Annotated in this window: 29 protein-coding genes and 2 tRNA genes; 20 read left to right on the top strand and 11 right to left on the bottom strand. The window is 59.7% G+C overall.

Annotation, left to right across the window (positions count from 1 at the left end; all coding sequences use genetic code 11):
• Positions 1-204: 204 nt before the first annotated feature.
• Positions 205-1125, top strand: a complete 921-nt coding sequence (locus AABB31_RS04290) for an NAD-dependent epimerase/dehydratase family protein (RefSeq protein WP_342075683.1) — start codon at positions 205-207, stop codon at positions 1123-1125.
• Here the strand turns inward: AABB31_RS04290 and AABB31_RS04285 are convergent.
• The 5 genes from AABB31_RS04285 to AABB31_RS04265 all read right to left on the bottom strand — a co-directional run bounded on the left by AABB31_RS04285 (position 1118) and on the right by AABB31_RS04265 (position 7985).
• Positions 1118-1678, bottom strand: coding sequence for a sugar transferase (locus AABB31_RS04285; RefSeq protein ID WP_342075684.1), 561 nt, complete (start codon positions 1676-1678; stop codon positions 1118-1120). The genes AABB31_RS04290 and AABB31_RS04285 overlap by 8 nt on opposite strands.
• Positions 1679-1836: 158 nt before the next feature.
• Positions 1837-3930 carry a serine protease gene (locus tag AABB31_RS04280; RefSeq protein ID WP_373635461.1) on the bottom strand — a complete coding sequence of 698 codons (2094 nt, stop codon included), beginning with the start codon at positions 3928-3930 and terminating at the stop codon, positions 1837-1839.
• Positions 3930-4634, bottom strand: coding sequence for a hypothetical protein (locus tag AABB31_RS04275; RefSeq protein ID WP_342075686.1), 705 nt, complete (start codon positions 4632-4634; stop codon positions 3930-3932). The genes AABB31_RS04280 and AABB31_RS04275 overlap by 1 nt, the downstream gene beginning before the upstream one ends.
• A gap of 141 nt (positions 4635-4775) precedes the next feature.
• Complete coding sequence (locus AABB31_RS04270) at positions 4776-6593, bottom strand: hypothetical protein (RefSeq protein ID WP_342075687.1); 1818 nt, start codon at positions 6591-6593, stop codon at positions 4776-4778.
• A 78-nt stretch (positions 6594-6671) separates the two neighbouring features.
• On the bottom strand, positions 6672-7985 hold the full coding sequence (locus tag AABB31_RS04265) for an ATP-binding protein (protein WP_342075688.1): 1314 nt from the start codon (positions 7983-7985) through the stop codon (positions 6672-6674).
• Between the two features lie 50 nt (positions 7986-8035).
• Between AABB31_RS04265 and AABB31_RS04260 the strand changes: the two genes are divergently transcribed.
• Complete coding sequence (locus AABB31_RS04260) at positions 8036-8968, top strand: MBL fold metallo-hydrolase (RefSeq protein WP_373635460.1); 933 nt, start codon at positions 8036-8038, stop codon at positions 8966-8968.
• Between the two features lie 63 nt (positions 8969-9031).
• A tRNA-Asn gene (locus tag AABB31_RS04255) sits at positions 9032-9106 on the top strand.
• A 117-nt stretch (positions 9107-9223) separates the two neighbouring features.
• Here AABB31_RS04255 and AABB31_RS04250 read toward each other — a convergent pair.
• Entirely contained in the window at positions 9224-10501 is a 1278-nt protein-coding gene (locus AABB31_RS04250; protein WP_342075691.1) for an NADH:flavin oxidoreductase/NADH oxidase family protein, read from the bottom strand.
• Positions 10502-10664: 163 nt separating this feature from the next.
• Positions 10665-10754: transfer RNA gene (locus AABB31_RS04245), tRNA-Ser, on the bottom strand.
• Positions 10755-10891: 137 nt separating this feature from the next.
• Between AABB31_RS04245 and AABB31_RS04240 the strand changes: the two genes are divergently transcribed.
• Both AABB31_RS04240 and AABB31_RS04235 read left to right on the top strand, forming a co-directional pair.
• On the top strand, positions 10892-11731 hold the full coding sequence (locus AABB31_RS04240; RefSeq protein ID WP_342075692.1) for a DUF2059 domain-containing protein: 840 nt from the start codon (positions 10892-10894) through the stop codon (positions 11729-11731).
• Positions 11732-11782: 51 nt separating this feature from the next.
• Positions 11783-12193 carry a hypothetical protein gene (locus tag AABB31_RS04235; RefSeq protein ID WP_342075693.1) on the top strand — a complete coding sequence of 137 codons (411 nt, stop codon included), beginning with the start codon at positions 11783-11785 and terminating at the stop codon, positions 12191-12193.
• A 15-nt stretch (positions 12194-12208) separates the two neighbouring features.
• Here AABB31_RS04235 and AABB31_RS04230 read toward each other — a convergent pair whose 3' ends face one another.
• Positions 12209-12559 carry a hypothetical protein gene (locus AABB31_RS04230; RefSeq protein WP_342075694.1) on the bottom strand — a complete coding sequence of 117 codons (351 nt, stop codon included), beginning with the start codon at positions 12557-12559 and terminating at the stop codon, positions 12209-12211.
• A 174-nt stretch (positions 12560-12733) separates the two neighbouring features.
• Here AABB31_RS04230 and AABB31_RS04225 point away from each other — a divergent pair, with 174 nt between their 5' ends.
• The 9 genes from AABB31_RS04225 (at position 12734) to AABB31_RS04185 (ending at position 19464) form a co-directional block, all read left to right on the top strand.
• Complete coding sequence (locus tag AABB31_RS04225; RefSeq protein ID WP_342075695.1) at positions 12734-13432, top strand: 50S ribosomal protein L21; 699 nt, start codon at positions 12734-12736, stop codon at positions 13430-13432.
• 12 nt (positions 13433-13444) lie between these two features.
• Positions 13445-13714 (top strand): 50S ribosomal protein L27, encoded by a 270-nt coding sequence (gene rpmA, locus AABB31_RS04220; RefSeq protein WP_342075696.1) that lies wholly within the window; start codon positions 13445-13447, stop codon positions 13712-13714.
• 182 nt (positions 13715-13896) lie between these two features.
• Positions 13897-14388, top strand: coding sequence for a GNAT family N-acetyltransferase (locus AABB31_RS04215; RefSeq protein WP_373635783.1), 492 nt, complete (start codon positions 13897-13899; stop codon positions 14386-14388).
• The gene (locus tag AABB31_RS04210; RefSeq protein WP_342075698.1) at positions 14385-14894 is read left to right on the top strand and encodes a GNAT family protein; all 510 of its coding nucleotides are present in this window, start codon (positions 14385-14387) and stop codon (positions 14892-14894) included. The genes AABB31_RS04215 and AABB31_RS04210 overlap by 4 nt, the downstream gene beginning before the upstream one ends.
• Entirely contained in the window at positions 14876-15463 is a 588-nt protein-coding gene (locus tag AABB31_RS04205; protein ID WP_342075699.1) for a GNAT family N-acetyltransferase, read from the top strand. The genes AABB31_RS04210 and AABB31_RS04205 overlap by 19 nt, the downstream gene beginning before the upstream one ends.
• A 39-nt stretch (positions 15464-15502) precedes the next feature.
• Complete coding sequence (locus AABB31_RS04200; RefSeq protein ID WP_373635459.1) at positions 15503-16024, top strand: GNAT family N-acetyltransferase; 522 nt, start codon at positions 15503-15505, stop codon at positions 16022-16024.
• An 18-nt stretch (positions 16025-16042) separates the two neighbouring features.
• A complete protein-coding gene (obgE, locus tag AABB31_RS04195; RefSeq protein ID WP_342075701.1) occupies positions 16043-17095 on the top strand; it encodes a GTPase ObgE in 1053 nt (350 codons plus the stop codon).
• Positions 17083-18189: a glutamate 5-kinase gene (proB, locus tag AABB31_RS04190; RefSeq protein ID WP_342075702.1), complete on the top strand. Its 1107-nt coding sequence runs from the start codon at positions 17083-17085 to the stop codon at positions 18187-18189. Before obgE ends, proB begins: the two co-directional genes overlap by 13 nt.
• Before the next feature lie 9 nt (positions 18190-18198).
• Positions 18199-19464, top strand: coding sequence for a glutamate-5-semialdehyde dehydrogenase (locus AABB31_RS04185; protein ID WP_342075703.1), 1266 nt, complete (start codon positions 18199-18201; stop codon positions 19462-19464).
• Between the two features lie 11 nt (positions 19465-19475).
• Here the strand turns inward: AABB31_RS04185 and AABB31_RS04180 are convergent, their stop codons facing one another.
• Complete coding sequence (locus AABB31_RS04180; RefSeq protein ID WP_373635458.1) at positions 19476-20066, bottom strand: histidine phosphotransferase family protein; 591 nt, start codon at positions 20064-20066, stop codon at positions 19476-19478.
• A 32-nt stretch (positions 20067-20098) separates the two neighbouring features.
• Between AABB31_RS04180 and AABB31_RS04175 the strand changes: the two genes are divergently transcribed.
• The 3 genes from AABB31_RS04175 (at position 20099) to AABB31_RS04165 (ending at position 22030) form a co-directional block, all read left to right on the top strand.
• A complete protein-coding gene (locus AABB31_RS04175) occupies positions 20099-20284 on the top strand; it encodes a DUF3553 domain-containing protein (RefSeq protein WP_342075706.1) in 186 nt (61 codons plus the stop codon).
• Positions 20285-20415: 131 nt separating this feature from the next.
• Positions 20416-21192, top strand: coding sequence for a GNAT family N-acyltransferase (locus AABB31_RS04170; RefSeq protein ID WP_342075707.1), 777 nt, complete (start codon positions 20416-20418; stop codon positions 21190-21192).
• Positions 21185-22030 (top strand): lysophospholipid acyltransferase family protein, encoded by an 846-nt coding sequence (locus AABB31_RS04165; protein WP_342075708.1) that lies wholly within the window; start codon positions 21185-21187, stop codon positions 22028-22030. The genes AABB31_RS04170 and AABB31_RS04165 overlap by 8 nt, the downstream gene beginning before the upstream one ends.
• Here the strand turns inward: AABB31_RS04165 and AABB31_RS04160 are convergent.
• Positions 21992-22618: a thiamine phosphate synthase gene (locus AABB31_RS04160; protein ID WP_342075709.1), complete on the bottom strand. Its 627-nt coding sequence runs from the start codon at positions 22616-22618 to the stop codon at positions 21992-21994. The two genes, AABB31_RS04165 and AABB31_RS04160, sit on opposite strands and share 39 nt — an antisense overlap.
• A 60-nt stretch (positions 22619-22678) precedes the next feature.
• Positions 22679-23011: a TfoX/Sxy family protein gene (locus AABB31_RS04155; RefSeq protein ID WP_342075710.1), complete on the bottom strand. Its 333-nt coding sequence runs from the start codon at positions 23009-23011 to the stop codon at positions 22679-22681.
• A gap of 66 nt (positions 23012-23077) precedes the next feature.
• Here AABB31_RS04155 and AABB31_RS04150 point away from each other — a divergent pair, with 66 nt between their 5' ends.
• From AABB31_RS04150 to AABB31_RS04140, 3 genes are all read left to right on the top strand, one after another.
• Positions 23078-23818, top strand: coding sequence for an RNA methyltransferase (locus AABB31_RS04150; RefSeq protein ID WP_342075711.1), 741 nt, complete (start codon positions 23078-23080; stop codon positions 23816-23818).
• A 115-nt stretch (positions 23819-23933) separates the two neighbouring features.
• A complete protein-coding gene (gene ctaA / locus AABB31_RS04145) occupies positions 23934-25076 on the top strand; it encodes a heme A synthase (protein WP_373635457.1) in 1143 nt (380 codons plus the stop codon).
• Positions 25073-26542, top strand: coding sequence for a carboxypeptidase M32 (locus AABB31_RS04140; protein WP_373635456.1), 1470 nt, complete (start codon positions 25073-25075; stop codon positions 26540-26542). Before ctaA ends, AABB31_RS04140 begins: the two co-directional genes overlap by 4 nt.
• Position 26543: the final 1 nt, after the last annotated feature.

Genomic DNA, 26543 nt, shown 5'->3' with positions numbered 1-26543 from the left:
CGGATCGGCTATTTTCTGCGTCGCGCCTAGATATTGGCAACGATCAGCCGTGAAATATCCGGGCGCTCGGCGCACAGGAAAGGGCGGCATGCAGGCGGTGCCGTGGTCAGCTTGCGCAGAATATGCCGCAGGGGTATGCGGGGTTAGCAATCGTGAGAAAGCCGGACCGATGATGATCAATGATACGCCAAGGGGCAGCGCACTGTGACGCGCCGGATTCTGATCACGGGTGCAACGGGCTTTGTCGGGCGGGCCTTGTGTAAATCACTGCGGGATGAGGGCCACAAGTTGCGGCTCTATTGCCGCAAGCCGCTGGTCACGGTGCATGAAGCGGATGAGATTTTCGAGGGTCCCGACCTTGGCGAGGGGCCAATGCCCTTGGCAGCACTTGATGGGGTAGGGTGCATCATTCACCTGGCCGCGCGGGTCACCAAGGCCAAGCCAAATGCCGATATCGCAAATGCAACGACCGTCCGGATCGCCCGCCATGTGGCCGCGGCCATTGCGGATAGTGAAACCAGGGATGTCTTATTGCTGAGCTCAATCGCAGCCCAGCACGCGCAGCGCCACCCCGAGGATGCCCGGCCATACGGTGTCGAGAAACTGGCGGCCGAGGGCGTGTTTCAGGACATTCTGCCAGCGGGCAAGAACCTTGTGATCCTGCGGCCGCCTGCGGTCTACGGCCCCGGCATGTCGGGTGCATTGGCGATTTTGAGCAAGTTTGTGGATAAAGGGCTGCCGATACCGCTTGGCCTGGCCAAGACCAAACGGCCCTATATCGCCCGCGATACGCTGACGGACCTGATGGTCAAAATCGCCTCAGCGGATGCGGCCCAATGGTCGGCATTGGCGGCAAAGCCCCTGTGTTGCTGCGACCCGGACCACATTGATACAGCCAGCCTTGTGCGCCTGATGGCGCAGATGAAAGGGCGCCCCAGCCGGTTGGTGCCTGTCCCGCTTGGATTGCTTCGGGCCTTCGGTCGGGTAACGGGCAAATCAGAGCTTGTCAGCGGTGCGCTGGATGCCGTGGCGTGCGAAAATTCGGCGGAATTGCAATCGGTCCTCGGATGGGCCCCGCGTCAGGGCATGCCTGAAACGCTGGCATTTCTCAGGTCCGCTACTTAAGCCCGACAGCAGCATCACCGCGCCCACCGCCCGTCGCTGTTTGCACAATAAGGCGCAAGTCACCCGTCCAGCTGCGTGTCGCGATATAGGCGGCATCGGCCTCGGCCAGTGGGCGCGGCGTTGACATGTCGATACCAGCAAGCTGGGCCGGACCGGTGATGCCGGGCAGGACGTCAAAAACACCCCGCTGCGCGCGCTCTGCGATCAGTTCCTCTTGCGTTGGCAGGCAAGGACGGGGACCGACAAAGCTCATCTGGCCCAGCAGGACGTTACAGATCTGGGGGAGTTCATCAATCTTGGTGCGTCTGATGATATGCCCCATCCGGGTGACATGGGCCGTGCCAACCTCGTGGCTGCCGGCCTGCTTTGTGCCTTTGGACATGCTGCGAAGCTTCCACAGGGTAAATGGGCGCTGATTGCGCCCCACGCGTTTTTGAAGAAACAGCGGATTGCCCGGCGTCTCCAAACGGATGGCGATAGCGGCTGGCACGCACAGCAATAGGGCAAGCGGCAGCAGCAAAAGGGCGAGGGCGATATCGGTTAGGCGTTTCATGCACGACCTGCTTGGGGGATACGGGATATGTGCCGCGCTGTGTATGCGCGACCGAAGGACATGACAACCATGCGCGATCAGACGTCTCACTTGACAGGTGGCCCGGCGCCGACATGCGCGGTCCCTGTGGTTGAACGCCCCGACGATCCGCGTCGGATTTACTTTTCAGCAAAATCCGACAGATACTCGGCACCGATCAGCATCATCTGAAACATGACCTCTTCATCCCTGCTGAGCGCGCCCCGGTCGCCCCATGCATAAACGGCGGTACCAAGGACCTGATTGCCCCGGATATTCAGCGCCAGGTACAAATCCGCAAATTCACCATCATCGGGGTCTTTGCCTGCAAAATAATCCCAGCAATCGGCCGTCTGCATGATGGGATCAACAACAGGGTCACAATCCATGGGGCTGCGGTCATCCCAGTCGATCAGGGCGGTCAGCCCTTCCAGAAAACCCGTGGCGCCCTCATCAAAGGCCGTCTGAAAATCAGCGGCTGCTTGCAATGCAACGGCCAGACGGATCTGACCGTTTTCGTTCTGCCCAACCGCCGCTTGCAGCGCGGGATCCCAGACCAGTTCAAGATCTGCAGGGACGGCAATCGTGCCGCCCGTGATCCGGTCTTCGTAAACGTCAAAGGCGAGATCCGCATAATCTTGCGGGCTGTCCAGCAATGCCTTGAGCTCGACAACCCTGCGTTTCCAGCCAAAATCGCGCCGTTCTACAAAAAGCGCCGCAATATCGGCCAGCGGCACCCGGCGCACCAGTCGCAGTTCGGAAATCTGGGCCGGTGGCACGGCCGTCCCGGCAACGGCGTCGGCAATGTCAAATGGAAGGGAGGCGAGCGTATTCAGCGCCTCGGTTGACACCCACATCAGGATTGCCTGCAATTCATCCGTCTCGGCCACATCATCCCAGCCACGATCAAAATAGACGACCTGACCGCTGAAGGTGGGCCCGTTGACCTGCACCGTCACATCCATGAACGGATCCGTGTCGCGCCCATCAGGGTTCACCTGCCAGCTTTGCGAGGCGTATTCCAATGCGGCATCGGTCGCATCCGGCGACAGGCCCGTGGGGGCATCTGCCACCCCAAGTTCTGCCAGGCGCGCAAAGAAAATTGCCGATCCCGCTTGCAGTGTATCGTCGAAATCCGCCCCTTCATGGACAAAACTGATCTGCAGGGCCGCCCCGTCAGCACTGCGGGCCTCAAGAAAGCCGGGGCGCTCTGCCGGCAATATCTGCGCTGTCTCGGGGGCGAAGAGCGGTATGGGGGCTCCTGCGATCCGATGAGCCTGCAAGCGCAGGTCATCCCAACTGTTCTCATCGGGGCGTATTGCGGCCAAATCAACCGGGAGCCAGCTCAGCTTGTCATCGCCCAAACCCGCCATCGCGTCGAGGATCGTCGGTATGCTCACGGTTGCCGGTGTATCATCCGGTTCAGCGGCGTCCGCGGGCGCCTGACCGGCAGCGCCCATGCGCACGATTTTGGGTTCCTGTACCGCATAGGCACTGAACAAGCTGGCCTGGGTTGATACGCCCTCCGGGAACGGATCGTCGGACGTCAAGAGATCTGTCAGATAGATATGTGCGGGGATCGACCAGTTGATGCCCCGCCAGCCGCCCAGCAACCCGCCATCGGCAATGGCAACAACCCGTCCTTCTTCGTCAAAGATAGGTGCGCCGGAATGGCCGGGTTGGATTGTGCTGGTCACCCGCAAAATCTGGGTGTCCGCGGTCGGATAGTCCTGGTCCCGAAACAGTTGCGACAGATCGCGGGACGAGAATGCGCGCCCCAATGTGGTTGTCCCGCCTGACAGCCCGCCGGCAAATTCGACGGATTTGTCGATCATTTCCCGCGCGCTCAGCGGATATCCCCAGACAACATGCGGATCGCGTGTATTGGGTTGCTCGGTGACATGTGTGACCGCTGGTAGCCCCATGTCGTCCTGCAATTGGATCAAGGCCAGATCGGCCTCCAGGTCGACTTTGACAAACGCGCCGAACGGGACCTCGTCCTTGAAGTTCTCGCTGTAGACAACACCGGTCCCGGGGCCACATCCGGCGACTGCATGCAGCGCCGTGACGATCATGCCCGGCTCTGGCCAGACAAAGCCGGTGGCCTTCATATCCCCGTTTGCCGTCGCGCACCGGATTTGCACCACCGATCGCGCGCTGTCCCGATCAGCCTGCGCCCAAAGCGGGGCGGATAATCCGGCAAGGCAGCAGGTAAGTGCGATAAGGGTGCGCATTACTCGGCCTCACTTTGTTCAACGTCGCAAAGAATGCCATGCGCGATGGTGATTGCCAGCGGAAGATCGTCAGCGGCCACCGCATCCAGCCGTCGGGCGACCGATTGGATCAACGCCGGTGGATCGCCCCGGCCATAGGCGGCCAGCGTAGCCTCGGGCGTGCCAAAACGGTCAGGATCAAGTCGGTCACAGGCCTCAAAGCCAGATAGGCTGGAAAACAGAACCGCCTGCCTGGAGGCGGCTGTGCCCGCGTCCAGATTGACCGCAGTTGGGGCCTCGCCCGCAGTGCCAAATGCAATCTCGCCCGGGACAAGGGCTGTGCGTTCATAAACCATCATCTGCTGCGCAAGTGCGGGATTGTCAGGAAAGGCCTCGGCCCATTCGGCCATGGCAATGCGTGGATCGACAGCCAGCGGATTATTGATCCGCAAAAACAGCCCTAGCGCCAGCCCGGCGATTGTCGCAAAACCGAATGCGCCGATCCGCAGCGCATTGACCTTGGGCAGCCGCGCCGATGTCTCGCGCCCATCCAGCCCCAGAAAGACCGCAAGAACGGAGGTCAGCGCGCCAACGACGGTGACGACCACCGGTGTGATCGACAGGCCCAATATGGTGCCGAGCAACGCCCCCAGCCCGGCGCCTGAAAAGAGGTCGGCTTTGGGGCTGTAGCGTGCGGGATTTTGGGGTGCTTCATCTGTGGGCATGATCGCTTACCTTTGAAATAAATATGCAAATAAGAAACAGACTAACCGCATTGGTGGTTTTGTCATCAAAAACCGAACAAACAGGCTTTGAGAGCCGCGCCGCATTGGCGAGATCGGGCGACCAGCGCGCTGTAGCTTGGATTAAAAGATACGTGCGACGCGCCCAAAGGCCAGAAGGAGAAGCACCACGAAACCCAGCTGGACTGACCCATCGGCAGTTCCTGCGCTGACGGATGCGACAACGCTGGGAACCGGGCCCAGAATGTGGCTGAGAAGAACAGCCAGACGATCAAGGACGACAACAAAAAACAGCGCCATCGCGATCAACAGCGCCGGTGCCAGAAAGACGAGGCCTTGAAGGCCGCGGGGCGATGTGACCTCCGTTTGGGGCTGTATTTTGTCATCCACCACAAAATCGGCAATGGCCTGCCACGATTTTTCGGACACGCCGGCATTGTGCGACCCTTCAATATCGCGCTCGAACAAGCGGTTCGATTGGGGCGGGTTGGTAAATCCAAAATAACCGGCTCCGCCAACATCCAGAAACCGCAGGCCCAACCGCTCCATCGCCGAGGGCAGGCACCCGACAACCCAGTCGCCCGCGCTTTTGACGTTCACAATGTCGCCCTCGATTTGGGCCGCAAACCGATCCCAGTGCAGATCGCGGCGCAGAACAGAGCCCGCCAGATAAACGTGTTTGAACCTGACCGCGCTGGACAGCGCCATCACCTCTTTGAAAAGATAGGTGCCGTTGGAGTGCCCCACGAAACTGATTTCGGCATCACGAAAGCACGACCGGACATCGGCATATTGCTGAAGCAACCAGCGGGCCTGCTTTTTACGCCGCCATGGGTTGAGAAAGTCCAGAACTGAAAAGTAGCCATAGCTGGGCGAGGGCGCCCGAAACAGCGTTCTGACGCCGCGCGACTTGATGCGTTTTGCGATCCGCTTGGTCCAAAACCCATGATCCCGGATCCCGTGCAGCACGATCACGGCGTGTTTCACCGCAGAGACCTTATCATCAAGAAGGTCCGTTTCGGGGCGGTCCAGCTCGTCAAAGAAATCGTTCAGATCGTCGCGTTCCACGATCAGGCCAGTCCGGGCCTTGATGTCACCTTCCGTGCTTGTAAAGGCGAGCTTTATGATCTTTCGTCGTGCTGCTGTTTCCTGGGTGTCGCTGCTGACATCAAGCATGCGCAAATGGTTCGTGGATGGCACCTCCAGAAAGACATGTTCTTCGGGTGGCGATGGTTCGATGCAGTCCGAGGGCGAGATAAACTGATCCCTGGTCCCAAGCAAATTGATCATCAGCGGAAGACCATGGGTCAACCGCTGGTCGCCCGGATCCTTGAGTATCTTTTCAAGTTCAATCTGCCGCAGACGTGTGTTCACGACAAAGGGCATGCCTTGCTCAACAGCCGAGACCAGAGGCAGCTTGCCCCCGTTCAGCATGCCCCACAGCTTTGTGGCCCCCACCAGGCCGGGACCAAGCATGCGCCCGCCAATTGATGTGGACGAGGAAATTGTCCATCCGCGCAGAATGCCCGCCATGGATATCCAGCGGTCGATCTTGTCGGCCCATGGACGTTTCAGTTTCGGATCAAAATTCCCGTCGGGACCGATGCCGTTAGCCTCGACCAGAACCGCGCGTGCAAACAACGCCCCGGTGCTGAACCCGGCGATTGTGATCTTTGCAAAGTCTTTTTCTGCCAGTTTGGTTTCAATGGCCTTCAGAACATGCGCGACCAGATCCGCCGGGTCCGATAGGGAAAACCCGGACATATCATGGGCTTTCGTGTCGAATTTCGGCTGGAGGAGTTCACCGTCGGTATGAAGTTCATCAACGAAGTCAACAAAGGCCTCAGGAAAACGGCCCCCCACATGTCCTTCGGGCTTCAAAAAGAACTCGTCGCCATCAGTCCAGCCCCGGATAAGAACAACCAATCTATCGGCCTGCATCACAATTCCCCCAAAATAACCACGCTGCGCAATGTCAAATCCACCAAACCGGTGGCGTGGAATTCATCGGTCCTGACCCTAACGGGCAATCACAAGCTCTGCCTTCAGCCCGCCCAATGTGGCGCTTTCGCCAAGGCGCAAAAGGCCCCCATGTGTGCGGGCGATATCTGCGACAATCGACAGCCCAAGGCCCACCCCGGTCCCCTTGTCCTGATTGCGGGCCGGATCAAGCCGCACGAATGGGCTGACCGCATCATCATGCCGCTCGGTGGGAATGCCGGGGCCGTCATCCTCGACACAGAACCGCACCGCCCGTTCGGTCACGCTGACCCCCAACGTGGCGTTACTGCCGTAGCGCAAGGCGTTGCTGAGCAGATTGTCGAGCGCACGTTTGATCGCCAGCGGGCGCATCGCCACCGGCTCGTCCGGGCCGTCGATCAGGCCGGGTTGCACATTTTGCCCGCCACGGTCCGCGTCAGCCAGCATTGCCTGCACAAGGTCTTGCGGCACGGTCGGTTCCAGACTGTCGCCTGCATCGCTGCGCGCAAAGTCCAGAAACGTATCCACAAGCCGTTGCATGTCATCCACATCCCGCAACAGCGGTGCGACCTCTGTGTCGTCGACCATCGACAATCCCAACCGCAAACGGGTCAGCGGCGTGCGCAGGTCATGGCTGACGCCCGATAACATCATTGTGCGGCTTTGGGTCTGTCGTTCCAGCCGGTTGCGCATATCCAGAAACGCCATGCCTGCGGCCCGCACCTCGACCGCGCCGGTCGGATTGAAGGGAACAACGCGCCCCTTGCCGTAGTCCGTTGCGGCTGCGGCCATACGCTTGATCGGGCGCAACTGATTGCGCAGGAATATATAGGCGATTGCGGTCATCAGAACCCCGGTCACAAGCATGATGACCAGCAACTGATGCGGGTTCGAGGCCGACACTCGGCGGCGGGCAAAATCAAATCCCAGCGGGCCGTGCCGGGTCTCGACAAACATCTGCACCCGCCTGCGATCTTCGAGCGATACAGCAAGGCTGTCGGGCACCCGCTGGCGCAGTTGTTCAATCACCATGCGCCCGGTCAGGTCGGTCCAGGGTTTGATGTCGCCGTCCAACGGTGTCGCGGGCAACATGGTCCGGATTTCCAGCGGTGCGTCGAGCCGGGCAAGCTCTTGCCGGGCGGCTGCAAGATCGGGGGCGGCGTTGACCGTGTCCACAAGGAAGCGGAGCTCGATTGTCACCGCATCGGTCATCAACCGGGTGACCCCGTCAAAATGGCGCTGGATGAAGACGACCGATACCAATAACTGTAACAGGACCACTGGCAAAACCAGGATCAGTGCGGCGCGCCCGTAAAGGCCACGCGGCATGTAATTCTTGAGCCAGCCAAACATTCTGTGGATAGCGTAACCACCTCTGGCGCCGACGAAAAGGACAGATGACAATGCAGGCCGCCCCTTTTGAGCCCGAACCCGGCAAACCCCACCCGCTTGCGCCGGGATTGCAGCTGGTTCTGGCGCCCAACCCGTCACCAATGACCGAGCGGGGCACCAACACCTATCTGCTGGGGACGGATGCGTTGGTGGTCATTGATCCGGGGCCTGCGGATAGTGTCCATCTACAGGCGCTGCTGCGGACGATTGCCGGGCGCCCGGTACGCTATATCCTGTTGACCCACAGCCATCGCGACCATTCCGGGTTGGCCCCGGATCTGGCCCGCGAGACTGGCGCGCCCGTGGCGGCCTTCGGCCCCAGTGCTGCGGGACAAAGCGATGTGATGGCCGCATTGGCCGCCAGCGGGCATCTTGGCGGGGGGGAGGGTATCGATCCCGCCTTCACGCCGGATATCACGTTGCAGGATGAACAGCTCCTGCGCGTTGATGATTGGGCGTTGCGTGCGCTGCACACGCCGGGCCATATGGGCAATCACATGTGCTTTGTCTGGAACCATGCGGTGTTTACCGGGGATCACGTCATGGGTTGGTCCAGCTCGATCATCTCGCCGCCCGATGGGGACCTGACCGATTTCATGGCCTCCTGTCACAAACTGCAGGATATTGCGGCGCGCGTGTATTACCCGGGACATGGGGCGCCTATTCATAAGCCGATGGACCGGCTGGCGTGGTTAATCGCGCATCGGCAGACGCGCAGCGCCGAGGTGACAGCCGCGCTTGTCCATGGCCCGAAAACCCCCGCAACCCTGGCGCAGACCATCTATGCAGACCTGCCGACCAAGATGCTGCCAATCGCAGAACGCAATGTTCTGGCGCATCTGATCGACCTTGTCAGACGGGATATTGTCGCAGCAAGGGGCGGTATTTCGGCGCATGCGGAATTCGGCTTGCTGGACGTCGAAAACACGCAGACCCGTAAATAGAAAAACAGGCAAAAAATACTCTGGACGCCTTCAATCGGCGTTGCTATACGCCCCCCACAGTGTTCCGACGTAGCTCAGCGGTAGAGCAGTTGACTGTTAATCAATTGGTCGTAGGTTCGATCCCTACCGTCGGAGCCATTTCCCACCTTTGAAGTCCAAAACCGCTTTTGTATTGGCGTGCCGACGTCAATCAACGCTTTCGGGATGTGGGTAAGTGAGGCATCACTACCCATCTGTTTGAGGGCATCGCCGCCACTAGCGGATGAACTTGCGCCGCAGCCCCAAAAGCGTCGTTCGGTTGAGATACCAAACAAAATAGCCAATCGCATTGTTGCGCGCGATTGTCTGTGGGCGCAGACCACGCGACATGCGGGTCATTTGCCAGGCATAATATTCAACCCGCGAGACCGTGTTGACCAGGTTAATCAACCAGTTCTGTGCATTCACCCCAAGCCGTCCCCGGCCGATCACCAAACCGTCTTCCTCAATGCCGATCATGTCCAGCTTGCCATCAAGCATTGCGGCCACGGCATCGGGCTGCACGCAAAGCGGTCGCGCCAGACCGATCATGTCGATCTTGTCCTCCGTGACGGCCCGTTCCATCGCCGCAACGCTTCGAAACCCACCTGTCACCATGATCGGGACAGAAACGGCCTTGCGGACCTCGCGGGCGTATTCAAGGAAATAGGCCTCGCGTCGGATCGTGCTGTCGCGCAGCTTTTCTTCGGTACCGTTCACGAAACTCATCTGCTCGTAAGTCCCGCCCGATAATTCAATCAGGTCAATCCCATCCTGGGCAAGCCATTGCGCGACCTGGCAGCTGTCTTCAATGGTGAATCCGCCTTTCTGGAAATCGGCCGAGTTCAGCTTGACCGCTATCGGGAAATCCGGCCCGACCTCGCGGCGCGTTGCATAGTAGATCGCGCGCAAAAACCTTGCACGGTTTTCCAGCGATCCGCCCCATTCATCATTGCGCCTGTTTGTGATCGGCGAAAGGAACTGGCTGACAAGATACCCATGCGCTGCATGTAACTGCACCCCGTCAAAGCCAGCCTGTTTCGCAATCCCCGCTGTTTTTGCATAGCGCTGGATCGCATCGTCGATATCGTCAGATGTCATCGCGCGGGGTTTTCCGAAAAGTCCAAGAATGCGCAGCTTTTCTTCTGACGGGGACAGGGGCTTTGTGTTCACGACAATCGGGCATTGCCGCCCGGGGTGGCTGATTTGCATCCAGATATGGCTGCCTCCCACGTGGGCCGCTCTCGCCCAATCGCGCAGTGCGTTCATCACGCTGTCATCTTCGACAACAACATTCCCCGGCCGCTCGAGGTAACGTCTGTCGACCATGACATTGCCCGTCAGTTGCAGGGCCATGCCGCCCCTCGACCACCGCTCATAAAGTGTCTGATGCGCCTGTGTCGGTGCATCGCGGGCATCCGCCAGTGCTTCGGTCATGGCACTTTTGCAAAACCGGTTGTTCAGGCGCACACCACACGGCAAATCCAGATGTTTCGAGAGTATCGTGTCCGCCATGTCGTCCAACCCGATCCATTGCGCGCAGCTCCGTCACGGTAAGGCTGCACGAAAACAGACCCGTTTGGCAAACCCTTAAACGCGCGATCCCGCGGGCCGACCCTGATGACGCGTAATCTGCAATGGCGTGACCGAAAACCGGCGATGCGACGGCTTGTGATAGTGGCGGAGAGACAGGGATTCGAACCCTGGGTACCCGTGAAGGCACAACGGTTTTCGAGACCGCCCCGTTCGACCACTCCGGCACCTCTCCGCGGGGGTCGCGACGTCCTATGCGCTCGCGGCACAGGGCGCAAGTCAGAAATGCGTCTGCGCGGATTTCCCGCATGGGTTCTTGGCACAGGCGGGCCGGGTCCCTAAATTGAAAAGATACATCAAAGGAGCGCGCGCATGTTAAGACATCTTACCGCCATATCGGTTGCAATTTCGATGGCGGTGGGGGCAGGGGCCGCCTTTGCGCAGCAATCCCACGCCGAAAAGACCGACGCGCTGTTTGCGGTACTTGGGCTGGACGACATTCTGTCGATCATGCGCACCGAAGGGCTGGCCTATGGTGAAACCATTGCAGCCGACATGTTTCCCGGCAATGGCGGGCCGCAATGGAATGCGATGGTCTCGCAAATCTACGACGAGCAGATGATGTTCGAGGAGGTGCGCGGCGCGCTGGGGGAAGAGCTGGAAGGTGATGATATCGACGCCATGCTCGCCTTTTTCAGCACCCCCTTGGGCGAAAAGATCATTGGTCTTGAGGTCAGCGCGCGTCGTGCATTGCTGGATGACGCGGTCGAGGCCGCCAGCAAGGACAGCGCCGCCATCGCCATGGCTGACGAGACGGATGCCTATCTGCGCGTCAAGGAATTCGTGACCGTGAACGATCTGATCGAAACCAATGTGGTTGGGGCGCTGAATTCCAATTACGCATTTTACATGGGTCTGATGGATGGCGGTGCGATGCCCGAAAGCATGACCCCCGACACCGCCCTGAACGATATCTGGAGCCAGGAAGACCAGATCCGTGCAGATACGACCGAATGGATTTATTCGTTTCTGTTGATGGCCTATCAACCGCTGACGGCGGACGAGCTGCGTGCCTACACAAAATTCTCGCAGACAGAGGCAGGCAAGGACATGAATGCGGCGCTCTTCGTGGCTTTCAACGGGATGTTCGACGATATTTCGCGCAGTCTTGGGCTGGCGGCATCACGGTTCTTGATCAGTCAGGAACTGTAGGGCGGTGTGCGATGCCATGGTGACGACCAGAAAGACGTTGAGAGGTATTTGATGATCCCGTTGAAAACCAGTTGTATTGCCGCAAGCGCGTTTCTGTTGATCGGCTGTGCTCAAACGTCAGCAATCGCGGTGGATCCGGCACTGCCCGCAGATGACCCCCGACAAAAGGCGCTGGTTGTCAGTGAATGCGCCATCTATTTTGCCGCCGTTGCAAAGCTGGAACAGGACGGGCGGCGCGCGGCCGGTGATCCCACCCGCAACTGCCCGCCAGAGGCTCGCAGCCGGCCTGCGGATATCAACCCGATGGTCAGCGTCCCCTCTGTCACCCAAGGCTATCCGCAAACCTTGTATCAACGCATGTCTGCGCGCGGGCTGCCGCAGGATCTGGTCGATGATATTGCCAAGTCCAACGCGTTCTGGAACCTCGTCGCCCAACGGGATTCCAGCATTGCGGATTTTTAGGGTCCTGACCCTAGGCTAGCTTGATCCGTAGACCATCAATGCGGTGACAAGAGCGCCGGGGTTGGATTGATAAAGCGCCCGATCACCGCGCAATTGCAACAATCTGGCGGGGCGTTCATTTTCCGGAATGCCGGCTGTGGCCATCGCGGTTTGCAGGGTCGGGCCATCGCCAACCTCAAGTTCCCGCGTGATCGCCGCAAAGTTCGATTTCACCAGAATCTCAACCTCGCCCCGGCGCTGTTGATAAACCAGGTTCTCTGCCGCCGTCTGTGCGCCGGTCAGGGGCCAGAGCAACGGATTGCCCAGATGATTGGCCTCGCCGCTGCAGGCTGCCAATAACAACAGGGACGGAAGGGCAAGGCGCATGGTGTTTGACCGATCAATACTTGACTTATGGCGCCATTGGTCAGATAAGCCGCCATCTCAGCAAGGGTCTTGCTGGGGCATATGCGAAATTACGCCCACGGGCGCGCTGTCCACAGGCAATAAACGCCGGATCACTCCGGGGCCTCAGAGACGCGGAAAATGAAGGAAAGACAGATGTTTGCGGTTCTGAAAACCGGCGGCAAGCAGTATAAAGTCGCATCAGGCGACGTTCTGCGTGTCGAGAAACTGGCAGCGAATGCTGGTGACAAAATCCAATTCAACGAGATTCTCATGGTCGGCTCTACAGTGGGTACACCTTTGGTTGAGGGCGCAGGCGTCCAGGCCGAAGTGATTGACCAGATCAAAGGCGAAAAGACGATCAACTTCGTCAAGCGTCGCCGGAAGCATTCTTCCGCGCGCAAGAAAGGCCACCGTCAGCAACTCACATTGGTGCGTATTGCCGACATCCTTGAAAAAGGGGCCGACAAGTCTGGCGTGATGGCGGCTGTCTCTGGTGCAGGTGTTGTGGCCGCCCCTGCGGCAAAGCCTGCTGCCAAGAAAAAGGCAGCACCAAAGAAAGAAGCCAAAGCCGAGGCACCCAAAGCCGAGGCACCTAAGGCTGAAAAGCCAGCCGCCAAAAAGGCCGCGCCAAAGAAAGCGAAAGCCGCTGACGGTGCCGATGATCTGACAAAGATCAGCGGCGTTGGCCCAGTGATCGTGAAAAAGCTTCACGGTCTTGGTGTCACAACATTCGCGCAGATCGCAGCATGGACCCCAGAGGATGTTGCGGCTATGGATGAGAAACTGAACTTCAAAGGTCGTATCGACCGCGATGAGTGGCTCAAGCAAGCCGCAGAATTCGCTAAAGGTTAAGGAGAGCAACCGATGGCACATAAAAAAGCAGGCGGTTCATCCCGTAACGGGCGCGACTCAGCTGGTCGTCGCCTTGGTGTAAAGAAATTCGGCGGCGAAGCCGTGATCCCCGGTAACATCATCATGCGCCAGCGTGGCACAAAGATGTGGCCAGGCACAGGCGTTGGCATGGGCAAGGATCATACGATCTTTGCAACCGCCGAAGGCGCCGTGAAATTTCATAAAGGCCTGAAAGGCCGCACCTTTATTTCGGTTCTCCCAGTGGCGGAGGCCGCTGAATAAGCCGAAAATCTCAGGTAACGCATTTGGGGGGATCGGTGAACACCGGTCCCCTTTTTCATTCATAGTTTTGCCACCATGTTGAACTAGGAGTGGGCCAGAAAGATTTTTGTTGTTTTCGAGGAGGGGAAGCAGTGAGACATGAGGACATCACAGTGCAGGACACAATAACGGCAGACCGCTTTATGCTGCGCCCCTGCCGCAAGTCTGACGCCGGTCTCATTGCGATGTATGCCGCCGACGACCGTGTCGCGCGTGGCACACGCGCGATGCCGCACCCGCTGCCCCCCGGTACTGTCGAGGCGATGATCGAACGTGCCTCGCAACCTGACCGGACAGAGGATGTCTGGGTCATTGACGGATCGGCACATGGCCACGCCGAGGCGCTTGGTCTGATCAGCCTGGAACGCATGGACCGCGCGCAGTCAGAGGTGTTTTACTGGATCGCACCCGCATTCTGGAACACCGGATTCGCAACCGAGGCCGTTCGCACGCTGATCTCGGCCAACCCGCATCACGCAGACCGCATCTTTGCCGAGGTTTTTCAGGACAACCCGGGTTCTGCCCGCGTGTTGACCAATTGCGGCTTTGACTATCTTGGCGATGCAGAGGCATTTTCGGTCGCCCGCGGCGCAACCGTGCCCACATGGACATATACGCTTAAAACAGACCAATGACCGCGACGGTGCTGCGGACAGAACGGCTTGTTCTGCGTCCGCCAGCGCCCCGCAATGCACGGGTGATCGCGCGCGCAGTCAACAACATCAATGTCAGCCGCTGGCTGACAAGGGTGCCATTTCCCTACGGGATCACAGATGCGCAATGGTTTGTCAGTGAAAACCAGGCCGGGCGGTTCAACGCCCGCCTGATCTGGGCGGACGACATTTTTGTCGGGACAATCGGGCTGGATCAAGAGCTTGGCTACTGGCTGGCGCAAGCGGCATGGGGCCGCGGCTATGCGACAGAGGCCGCGCGGGCCGTCCTTGATGACCATTTCGCGGACGGCACGGCCGATCTGGTGAAATCAAGCCATTTCGCGGAAAACACCGCATCCCGCAACGTATTGGACAAGCTTGGCTTTGTGGACGTCGGACCATGCACGCATTTTTCCAAAGCCCGCAACGCCCCCGTTCCCGGCCGGTCCATGGAACTGACCCGCAGCAGATGGGAACAAGCGCGGTGACCGGCCCGGTCCTGCAAACAGATCGCTTAATCATGCGCCCCATCGGACCGGCGGATATTGACGCTCTCGTCACTCATTGCGCCGATATCAATGTTGCACGCTGGATGATGCACATGCCGCATCCCTATACGTACAATGATGCTACCGCATTTGTGGAACGGGTGGCAGGCAAGGCCGGGCGGGTTTGGGGGATCACGCGGGATGGGGCGTTGATCGGCATGATGGGCACCAGCGGCGCATTTGGGTACTGGCTTGGTCAGGTGTTCTGGGGACGCGGTTATGCGTCAGAGGCAGCCATTGCCGTGCTGGATCACTATTTTCAGGACCCGGCACGTGACGCTATTGCGGCCAGTCATATGGTTACAAACAAGACCTCTGCACGATTGCTGCAAAGGCTTGGCTTTCAGGATGATGGGCCGACGGAAATCACATCGCGGGCGAGCGGAAAAACCATGCCGGGGCGTGCTGTGTGCCTGACGCGGGCGGCCTGGCAGGGCGCGCGCGGTGATGCATCTCACAGACACCCACAGGATTGTGTCTGCGCAGAGTGTTGCGCAAACTGCGGATAACTGGCGTAATTGCGATCAGTATCAACGGAAAGCCCGGCAGTGTCTGATATCCACACGCGCAACCTTCAGCCCAGCGATCTCGACGCGCTGCATCAGATCGTGAGTGACTGGCAGGTCGTGCGCCAGCTGGGCAGCTGGCCATGGCCGCCTGATCGGGACTTCACCGCAAGTCGGTGCAAACCCTACGCGGGTGACGGATTTGTCTGGGGCATCTTCGACGGGCAGGAGCTTTTGGGCACAATGGGCGTGACCGAAGGCGATCTGGGCTATTGCTTTAAGCCAGATGCATGGGGCAGGGGGATCGCCACAAAGATGGGGCGCAAGGCCGTCGAAAAGGCGTTCGAGAACCCGGGCCTGACCCGGATCACGGCAAGCGCGTGGCATGACAACCCTGCATCCGACCGCGTTCTGGAAAAACTCAGCTTCTCACTGCTTAGCGAGAAGGTGCAACACGCCCTTGCGCGTGACGAACCGACCCTGTGCTACAAGTACCTGTTGACCCGCGTGCACTGGGATGGCTTGAGAAGCCGGGGGGAATGGACTATCGCAGCCGCTGAATAGTTCAGAAAGCAGCGCGCGATGAAATTTCTCGATCTTGCAAAGGTCTATATCCGATCCGGTGGCGGTGGCGCCGGCTGCATTTCGTTTCGGCGCGAAAAATATATCGAGTATGGCGGCCCCGATGGCGGCGATGGCGGCAAGGGCGGCGATGTTATCGTCGAAGCGGTCGAAGGGCTGAACACGCTGATCGACTTTCGCTATCAGCAGCACTTTTTCGCGGGCAATGGCCAGCATGGCATGGGCAGTCAACGCACCGGCAAAGATGGCGCGGACAAGGTGCTGCGCGTGCCTGTGGGCACCGAGATCATTGACGAGGACGAAGAGACCGTCATCGCGGATCTGACCGAGGTCGGCCAACGCATTACCATCGCCAAGGGTGGCAATGGTGGCTGGGGAAACCTGCATTTCAAATCAGCCACCAATCAGGCCCCGCGCCGCGCAAATCCGGGGCAAGAGGCGATTGAGCGCACCATATGGCTACGCCTGAAACTGATTGCCGATGTTGGATTGCTCGGCATGCCGAATGCCGGAAAATCGACCTTTCTGGCCGCGACGTCGAACGCCCGCCCCAAGGTGGCTGACTATCCCTTTACCACCCTGATCCCCAATCTTGGGGTCGTGGGCATTGACGAGGTTGAATTTGTCGTGGCCGACATTCCCGGCCTGATCGCGGGCGCCTCCGAGGGGCGGGGGCTTGGTGATCTGTTTTTGGGACATGTTGAACGCTGCGCCGTTCTGCTGCACCTGATTGACGGCACATCCGGTGATCCGGCGGGCGACTATCAGACGATCATTCGCGAGCTTGAGGCCTATGGCGGCGAATTGGCGGACAAGCCCCGGATCACGGTCCTGAACAAGATTGACGCGCTGGACGACGAAGAACGCAGCTTTCTGCGTGATGAAGTGGCCACTGTTTGTGAGGGTCCGATCATGTTGATGTCGGGTGTCAGCCGCGAGGGGATTCCGGATGTGCTGCGTGCCTTGCGGGCGGAAATTGATGACAACAGATTGCGCCACAAGAAAAGCAACGATGATGACGCCGGGGTGGAGGATGCACCATGGCAGCCCTGAAAGACGCCAAGCGGCTGGTGGTCAAGATTGGCTCTGCCCTGCTGGTTGATGGTGAAACCGGCACATTGCGCCAGGATTGGCTGACCTCGCTTGCCTCAGACGTCGCCAAGATCAGGGCCCGGGGCACGGATGTGATCCTTGTGTCGTCAGGCTCTATCGCGCTGGGGCGCGGGGTGCTTGGTCTGCCGCTTAGCTCGCTGGCGCTGGAACAGTCGCAGGCCGCGGCGGCTGTCGGGCAAATCCGGCTCGCCCGCGCCTATGAAGAGGCCCTTGCACCCCATGGCATCATCGCCGGGCAGGTTCTGGTCACGCTGGAGGATTCCGAGGATCGGCGCCGCTATCTCAATAGCCGCGCGACGATGGAAACGATGCTGGGTCTGGGCGTCACGCCCATCGTTAATGAAAACGACACCATCGCCACGGATGAGATCCGCTATGGCGACAATGACCGCTTGGCCGCACAGGTTGCGGTGACGATCGGGGCGGATCAACTGATCCTGTTGTCGGATGTCGATGGGCTTTATACGGCCAACCCAAAGATCAATAGCAAGGCGCAGCATATTGATTATGTGGTGAAAATTACGTCTGAAACGGCCGCCATGGCGGGTGATGCCGGCACAGGCCTATCCAAGGGCGGGATGATCACCAAGATCATGGCCGGTCGCATCGCAACCGAGGCAGGCTGCGCCATGGCGATTGCGCTGGGGACGGACCCACACCCCCTCGGGGCGCTGGAAAATGGCGGGCGGGCCACATGGTTTGCGGCGCAAACCGATCCGCAGGCCGCCCGCAAGACGTGGATTTCCGCGATGAAGCCACGTGGGACGGTGACCATCGACAATGGTGCCAAGGACGCTTTGTCGCGCGGCAAAAGCCTGCTGCCCGCCGGGGTCACCCAGATCAATGGCAGTTTCGGGCGGGGCGATCTTGTTGAAATTCAGGATGCCGATGGCGGACAGCTCGGGATGGGGTTGATCCGGTACACCAGCGCAGAGGCCCGCCAGATCATGGGACGCCGCAGCGCTGACATCGTGACGGTTTTGGGATATGACGGGCGGGCAGCATTGGTGCACCGCGATGACATGGTGCTTTAGGGGAAGAAGATGAACGATCATGATGCAATCGGCCCAATGATGGCCCGGATCGGTGCGGATGCAAAAGCCGCGGCAACCGTGCTTGCGACTGTACCCGCCGATGCAAAAGAGGCGGCGCTGATCGCGGCGGCTGACGCCATTTGGGCGCAGCGGGCGGCGATCATTGATGCCAACAAGCAAGATATGGCCTTCGGGGCCGACAAAGGCCTGTCACCTGCAATGATGGACAGGCTTTTGCTGAATGATGACCGGATCAAGGGCATGGCGGACGGCCTGCGTGCCGTGGCCGCACAGACAGACCCGGTCGGGGCTGTGGCCGAGGAATGGACCCAGCCCAGCGGTCTGCATATCCGGCGGGTCCGCACGCCAATCGGCGTGATTGGCGTGATCTATGAAAGCCGGCCCAATGTGACCGCCGATGCCGGTGCCTTATGCCTGAAATCCGGCAATGCGGTGATCTTGCGCGGCGGCTCTGAAAGTTTTCATTCCAGTCAGGCGATCCATGCCTGTCTCGTGGCCGGGCTGAAGGCGGCTGGCCTGCCACCTGCGGCCATTCAGTTGGTGCCAACCCGCGACAGGGCGGCGGTCACGGCGATGTTGCAGGCAACAGACCATATCGACGTGATTGTGCCGCGCGGCGGCAAAGGCCTTGTCGGGCTGGTTCAGCGCGAAGCCCGCGTCCCCGTTTTTGCGCATCTGGAAGGGATTTGTCACATCTACGTCGATGCGGCGGCTGATCTTGAAAAGGCCCGGGCCGTCTTGCTGAACGCAAAGACGCGGCGCACGGGGATTTGCGGCTCTGCTGAATGTGTGTTGGTGGATCAGGCGTTTCACGACGCGCATGGCGATATTCTGACCCGCGACCTGCTGGAGGCTGGTGTCGAGGTGCGCGCCGACGAAACCCTTGCGCAAACTGTCGGGACCGTACCGGTTCAGCCGGATGACTACGGGCGCGAGTTTCTGGATATGATCATCGCAGCCCGGGTTGTTGACGGTGTGGATGGCGCGATTGCGCATATCCGCCAATATGGATCGAACCATACGGATGCGATCCTGACCGAGGATGACGGGGTCGCGGACCGGTTTTTTCGCGAGCTTGATAGCGCCATCCTGATGCGCAACGCCTCAACCCAGTTTGCCGATGGCGGCGAATTCGGGATGGGCGCAGAAATCGGGATCGCCACGGGCAAGCTGCATGCCCGTGGTCCGGTCGGGGCGGTTCAGTTGACCAGCTTTAAATATCTGGTCACCGGAAACGGAACCGTGCGCGCATAGGGCGTGGAACCTTAGAAACGCGCCGTGATCTGGGTTGCATCATGGTCGATCTGCAGGCTGCGACCGGCCATCCCCAGAACGTCAGGCAGCATGGCAAACTGCACCTGTGCCGCGCTATGGGCATAGTCAGGGGCCGTGGTTTGCAGGCTGTCCCAAAGGGGGTGTTCGATGTTCACACGCGACCCTTCCGCGCGCAGCAGCCAATCGTCACCGTCTGTGCTGATGTCGACATCCCCGCCCAATGGCAGCGCGGTTTCCATACATTGCAGCAGCAAAAACGCGCAGCGCACCAGCGGGCGCGGGGCGTCTGTGGGGATGGTCCAGTTGTAGTTCAGCCTGCCGCCAGTCGCCATCGCGGCAAGGATTGACTGGATTTCGGCCCGTGAGACGGACTGATCCGCATCCGCCGCACCAAAGGCCAGCCGAAAGAAGCGGATGCGCGCATTTGCATTATTGACGCTTTCACTGATCAACGCCATTTCCGCACTGCTATCGCCGTTGGTCAGCGCCAGAAGTTCGACCCCATTGCCGATTGCCCCGATCGGGCTGATAAGGTCGTGGCAAATGCGCGATCCAACAAGTGCGGCAAGGTCATTGGGCATGTCGCAACCTCCAAGTGATGATGGGACAAATCATGGCAAATCTGAATGCAATCCTTGGCCCGGGCATGCTTGTGCGCCATCCGGACCAACCCGCATGGGGTGTGGGCCAGGTCCAATCGAATATTGATGACAAGATCACCGTCAACTTCCCGGACGAGGGAAAAGTTGTCATTGATGGGACGCGCATCATGCTCATGCTGGTAGGTTCTGCATCGTGATTCAACTTATGGTAGAATATCTTGGGCGAGGTCAATAGCACTGTTTCAGCTTTAAGGCTGAATTGGTTGCCAAAGGGTTACCGGCTTTTTAAACAACCCTCCGCAGCGGTCCCGAGGCTTTGCACATAGAGATGAACACACTTCCCCCAGATTTTGCTGTCTCCGTTGGCATGTCCGAGGCCGACATCACCGCGGCACAACGCCTGCGCTATGACGTGTTCGTCGCGGAATTGGGGGCGGATGGTGAAATGGTGGATCATGACCGCAGGTTGGAACGCGACCGTTTCGACCCCCATGCCACCCATTTTCTTTTGCGGGACAAAAGACGACCTGCCGACGATCAGGTTGTTGGGGTCTACCGGGTCATGTCCGCTGCCGCCGCCGAAAAGGCCGGGCAGTATTACTGCGCGGATGAATATGATCTGAGCCTGCTTGAAAACAGCGGGCAGAAACTGCTGGAACTGGGGCGGTCCTGCCTGCATGCCGATTATCGCGGCGGCCCTGCGATGATGTATCTTTGGGCCGCGCTGGATCGCTATATTCACGCGCATCACATTGCGCTCTTGTTTGGTGTGGCGTCTTTTCCCGGCACGGATCTGGACCGCCTCGCTGCCCCGCTGAGCCTGCTGCATCATAAGCATCTGGCACCGCCTGACTTGCGGGTCACTGCGCGTGGGGCCGGTGCCGTTGATATGGACATGCTGCCGCCGTCACAGATTGACACGGTGGCCGCGATGCGCGCGACACCGGCCCTGATCAAGGCCTATCTGCGTCTGGGCGGAAAAGTCGGGCAGGGCGCGTTCACGGACCACGCATTCAACACAACCGATATCTGTCTGATCCTGCCGACAAATGCGATCAATGCTTTGCAACGCAGCATCTACACACGGGGGCAGCCAGATGGCTGAAACATGGCAAGGCCCGCCCGGCCCGGATCTGCCATCGCTGACATGGCGAGGATGGGTCCGGGTCATCCGTCGGGGGCTGCCCTTGGGCATTTTGGTCTTTGGCGGTTTGGTTATACTGATCGTGCTGCGCTTGATCGAGCGGCCCATATATGGCGCCGCCCGCCCGCTCACCCCCTATATCACCCAATTTGTGTGCCGGGGGGCGTTTGTCATTCTGGGCATCCGCTATCAGACAATCGGGGCGCCGATGCCCTTTGCGGGTGCGGTGGTGGCCAACCATTCGTCCTGGCTGGATATTTTTGCGCTGAACGCCCGCAAGCGGATCTACTTTGTGGCCAAGTCCGAGGTCGCCGGATGGCCGGGGATCGGATGGCTGGCACGCGCCACCGGCACAATATTCGTCAAGCGAGACAGACGAGAGGCCGCAGCCCAGATTGCAACCTTCAAGACGAGGCTTGCAGCCGGTCACAAGCTGCTGTTTTTCCCGGAAGGCACCTCAACCGATGGAATGCAGGTTTTGCCTTTCAAAACAACACTTTTTGCGGCGTTCTTTGATCCGGAGCTTGCGCCACATATGCATTTGCAGGCCGTAACACTGATCTATCAGGCGGCCGCAGGCGAAGACCCCCGGTTTTATGGCTGGTGGGGCGATATGGAATTCGGGCCGCATCTTTTGGCGACCCTTGCGGCAGAGCGGCAAGGTGATGTGATTGTGCACTATCATGATCCGGTCAAGCTGACCCAATTTGCAGACCGCAAGGCGCTTGCGTCGCACCTTGAGGTTCAGGTGCGCAGCGGCTTAGCCGCGCATCGCGGCATGGAACGCCTGCAGGGCTGAGGCGGGGGCGTCATGCGCCCAGATTTCCTCGCCTATGCCGAAAAAATCTGTGTGTGGCGCAAGATTGCGGATCAAGTCGGCATCCAGCGCGCCTTCGGCGACCACGGGGACCTCGATCATCAGCGACCACCATTCAAACAACGCCAATTCAGCCTGCCGCCCGTCACCCAAAGGGGTCACGCCGATGGGGCCGAAACTGACATAGTCGGCGCCAAGTTCGCCTGCTGTCATGCCGTCATGGCGTGAATTGGTGCAATAGCTGCCCACGATAGCATCGTCGCCCAAGGTCTTGCGGCTTTTCTTGACCGATCTGGCCCCGTCGGGAAGATGCACCCCATCAAGCCCAAGCCGTTCAACCAGCATCACATGGCTGTCGATCACCAAGGCAACATCACGGGCATGGGTCACCTCGCGCAGGGCGTCGGCGGCTTTGGCAACGCGCTGTTCGTCCTTGGTGCTGAGCGCCAGACGGACGCAGCCGACCTCGACATGATCCAGACATGCAGCCAGCGTGTCGGGAAAGGAAGACAGATCAAATTCGGGTGGCGTGATCAGGTAAATCTGAGGGGCGTCTTGCGCGTCCGACATGGGGCGTTCCGGTGTTTTATCTTTTGTGTTCCTGCTTCTAACCGGGTTTGTGCAGCTTGGCTATGCCTTGGGCGGCAGGGAGTTGGCATGGGCCAGGGCCATCGCCACGATTTTATGTAGCCGGGTCTCATCGCCCAGCAGGTCTTCGTCCAGGTCGATCATGCCCCCCATCTTGCGCCCGGTGAACGACAAGGGCGCGGTTCCGGCGATCCGGAGCGCATCCGGTTCTGCCGTTTTACCAATGCGGGCCAGCCCGCCACCCTGATGAACACCGCAGATCATATGCCCGTGCCGCAGGAAGCACAGGCCGCCGAACATCTTCTTTTCGCTGATCCCGTCCTGATCCTTCAGCGCGTCCCGCATCAATTCCGCATGTCCCTGATCATAGGCCATCTGGTGCTCTCCTTGCCATGCTGACAGGCCCAGCGTATCACGCGGCGCGACATGGAAGGAAGCCTGATGCCCAGCCCTGACCCCCAACCAGCATTTGTGCTGATCCGCCCGCAAATGGGTGAAAATATCGGTGCCGCGGCCCGCGCGATGTGGAATTTCGGTCTGGACCGGATGCGGATCATTGCCCCGCGTGATGGTTGGCCGAACCAAAAGGCGGTTGCCATGGCCAGTGGTGCCGGACGCCTGCTGGACGAGGCGCAATTGTTTGACGACACCCCTGCGGCCATAGGTGATTTTGACTATGTCTATGCCACGACGGCCCGGCCGCGTGGATTGACCAAGCCCGTGCTGACCCCAGAGGCCGCCATGGCCGAGGCATCCGCCCGTATTGCCGCGGGGGGCAAGGTGGCGGTGATGTTCGGGCCGGAACGTGCGGGGATGGAAAATGACGATATTGCCCGTGCCAATGCCATCATCTCTGTCCCGGTCAACCCGGATTTTCCATCCTTGAACCTTGCCCAATGTGTTCTTCTGGTGGGGTACGAATGGCGTCGCGCGGCCACGGTGACGCCGCCTTTGCGGGTGGATGCATCGGGTGACTGGGCCGCGCAGATCGAGATTGAAAAACTAGCCGCGCATTACGAAGACCGGCTGGACGCCGCTGGATTTTTCTTCCCCGCGCATAAGGCCGCCAATATGAAGTTGAACCTGCGCAATCTCTGGTCCCGCATGCCGATGACGCGTGCGGATGTGCAGATGTTGCATGGGATCATGCGCCAGATGGTGCGGTGGAAGGAAAAGGGCTAGATGGATCAAGATCCATCCTACGACCTGACCGCCCTTTGGGTATGTCCGCGTCACACTGCCGCTTGCAGGCATTGACGCCGCGCCCTAGTTTCCCTGCGACGATATGGAGGCCGAGATGGCAACAAAGCGCAGCATTTTTGAAGAGGTCGGTGCCGCCCCAAAACAGGCAGCCACGCCCGGCGGTATCGACCGCGCCGGGCAGGGCGCCCGCGGGGCTATTCGGCTGTGGCTGATGGTTTTGTTCGCGCTTGTCGTGCTGATGATTGCCGTTGGTGGTCTGACCCGCCTGACCGATAGCGGTCTGTCGATTACCGAGTGGAAGCCCGTCACAGGCGCTGTCCCACCCATGTCAGAGACCGTCTGGGAAGAGGAATTCGAAAAATACCGCGCGATCCCTGAATATCAGTTACAAAACAAGGGCATGACCCTGGCTGAATTCAAGGTGATTTACTATTGGGAATGGGGTCACCGGCAATTGGGCCGTGTCATCGGCCTGGTTTGGGCGCTTGGCTTTGTGGGCTTCCTTGTGGCCCGAAAAATCCCCACGGGTTGGACGCCCCGGTTGTTTTTCATCGGCGTGCTGGGGGGGGTGCAGGGGACCATAGGCTGGTGGATGGTGTCATCCGGCCTGCAAGAGGGGATGCTGGATGTTGCCTCTTACCGGCTTGCCATTCATCTGGGGCTGGCCTTTGTCATCTTCGGGTTCATTGCCTGGTATATTTACCGGCTGGCCCGCAGCCAGGCGGATTTGCTGCAGGCCCGCCGCAATGGGGACCGCGCACTTGCCCGCTGGGCCGGGGCGCTGATGGCGCTTGCTTTTTTGCAGATTGTTGCGGGCGCGCTGGTGGCAGGCATTGATGCGGGCCGCGCCTATCCGGACTGGCCGCTGATGGCGGGTGGCTTTCTGCCACCGCAGCCTTTTGATCTGGTTCCCCTCTGGCGCAACTTCTTCGAGGATGCAGGGCTTGTTCAATTCATGCACCGGATGCTGGGCTATGCCCTGTTCCTGCTGGGGCTGATTGTCTGGTTCCGGGCCCGGAAATCGGCCAACGACCAGACCCGGTTTGCATTCAATCTGATCATGGCGGTGATGCTGCTGCAGGTGGTGCTGGGGATCGTCACGGTCATCTATTCCGCCCCGTGGCAGATTGCGATCGTCCATCAATTGGGTGCTGTTGCGCTATGGGCGCTGATCATTCGTGGCCGTTTCCTGGCCCAATACCCGCTGACACAGACCATTCGAGGCACACGCGCATGACCGCATATGACGAGCTGATGACCTTTCAGCGCCAGACTGAAGCCCTGGCGCAAGTCGCGGGGCGCCTGGGCTGGGATCAGGAAACCATGATGCCGCAAGGTGCGACCCCGCAGCGCGCGGAAGAGCATGCGGCAATGGCCCAGGTCCTGCATGCCCGCCGGATTGATCCACGCATCGGCGCGTGGCTTGAGCTGGCAGAGGCACCGGACCCGGTTGCCAAGGCCAATCTGCGCCACGTCAAACGCAGTTTTGAACGGACCGCGAAGGTCCCCGCCGATTTGGCGGCGGAACTGGCAAAGACAACCTCGCTTGCGCATCGGGTCTGGGCGCAGGCCCGCGGGGATGAAGATGTCGCAGCCTTCCTGCCAATGCTGCAAAAGGTGGTGGACCTGCGCAAGCAGGAAGCGGCGGCTGTTGCTGGCGATGCGGATCCCTATGATGCGCTTTTGGATGACTACGAACCGGGCGCAACAGGTGCCGATCTGGCCGCGATGTTTGACGCGCTGCGGCCGCGCCTTGTGGCTTTGCGTGCGGCTATTCTGGACAAACCCGCACCTGTGCAACTGGATCAGGTCTTCGACGAGGATGGTCAACTGGCATTGTCCAGCAAGCTTGCCCTTGCCTTTGGCTACGACATCGCAAACGGCCGGATTGACAAGGCCGTACACCCGTTTTCGTCAGGGTCTGGCCTGGATGTCCGGATTACCACCCGCACCAGTCCACGCGATCCATTCAACTGCTTTTATTCGACCATTCACGAGGTCGGACATGCGGCCTATGAGCAGGGAATTGATGATGCCTATCTGTTAACCCCGTTGGGGCGCGGGGTGTCGATGGGCGTTCATGAAAGCCAAAGCCGGATTTACGAAAACCAGCTGGGCCGTAGCCGGGCCTTTACGGGCTGGCTGTTCGGTCAGATGCGCGACACGTTTGGTGATTTTGGCATCCCGGATGAAGATGCCTTTTACGCGACCGTCAACCGTGTCAGCGACGGGTTTATCCGCACCGAGGCGGATGAGGTGCAATATAACCTGCATGTGCTGCTGCGCTTTGATCTGGAGCGGGCGTTGATGTCGGGCGATCTGGCGGTGAATGATCTCGAAGCTGCCTGGAATGACCGGTTTGCGGCGGATTTCGGCTTTGCGGTCGATAAACCGTCCAACGGTGTGTTGCAGGATGTGCATTGGTCCGAAGGCCTGTTTGGGTATTTTCCGACCTACACATTGGGTAATGTCTATGCTGGGTGTCTGCATCAGGCGCTGCGGGCCGCCGTCCCCGATCTGGATGCGGATCTGTCGCAGGGCGACACGTCACGCGCCACCACGTGGCTGCGGGCGAACCTGCAACAGCATGGCGGGTTACGCAGCCCCACGGACACGATCAAACATGCCGCCGGGATGGACCCAAGCGAAGCGCCGATCCTTGACTATCTCGAGGCGAAATTCGGCGAAATCTACGATCTGTAGC

This window comes from Yoonia sp. SS1-5 (genome assembly GCF_038443705.2).
In the GTDB taxonomy this organism is placed as follows: domain Bacteria; phylum Pseudomonadota; class Alphaproteobacteria; order Rhodobacterales; family Rhodobacteraceae; genus Yoonia; species Yoonia rhodophyticola.
Note: the sequence above shows the minus strand (reverse complement) of the source record. Positions and strands in the feature narration are given on the sequence as shown.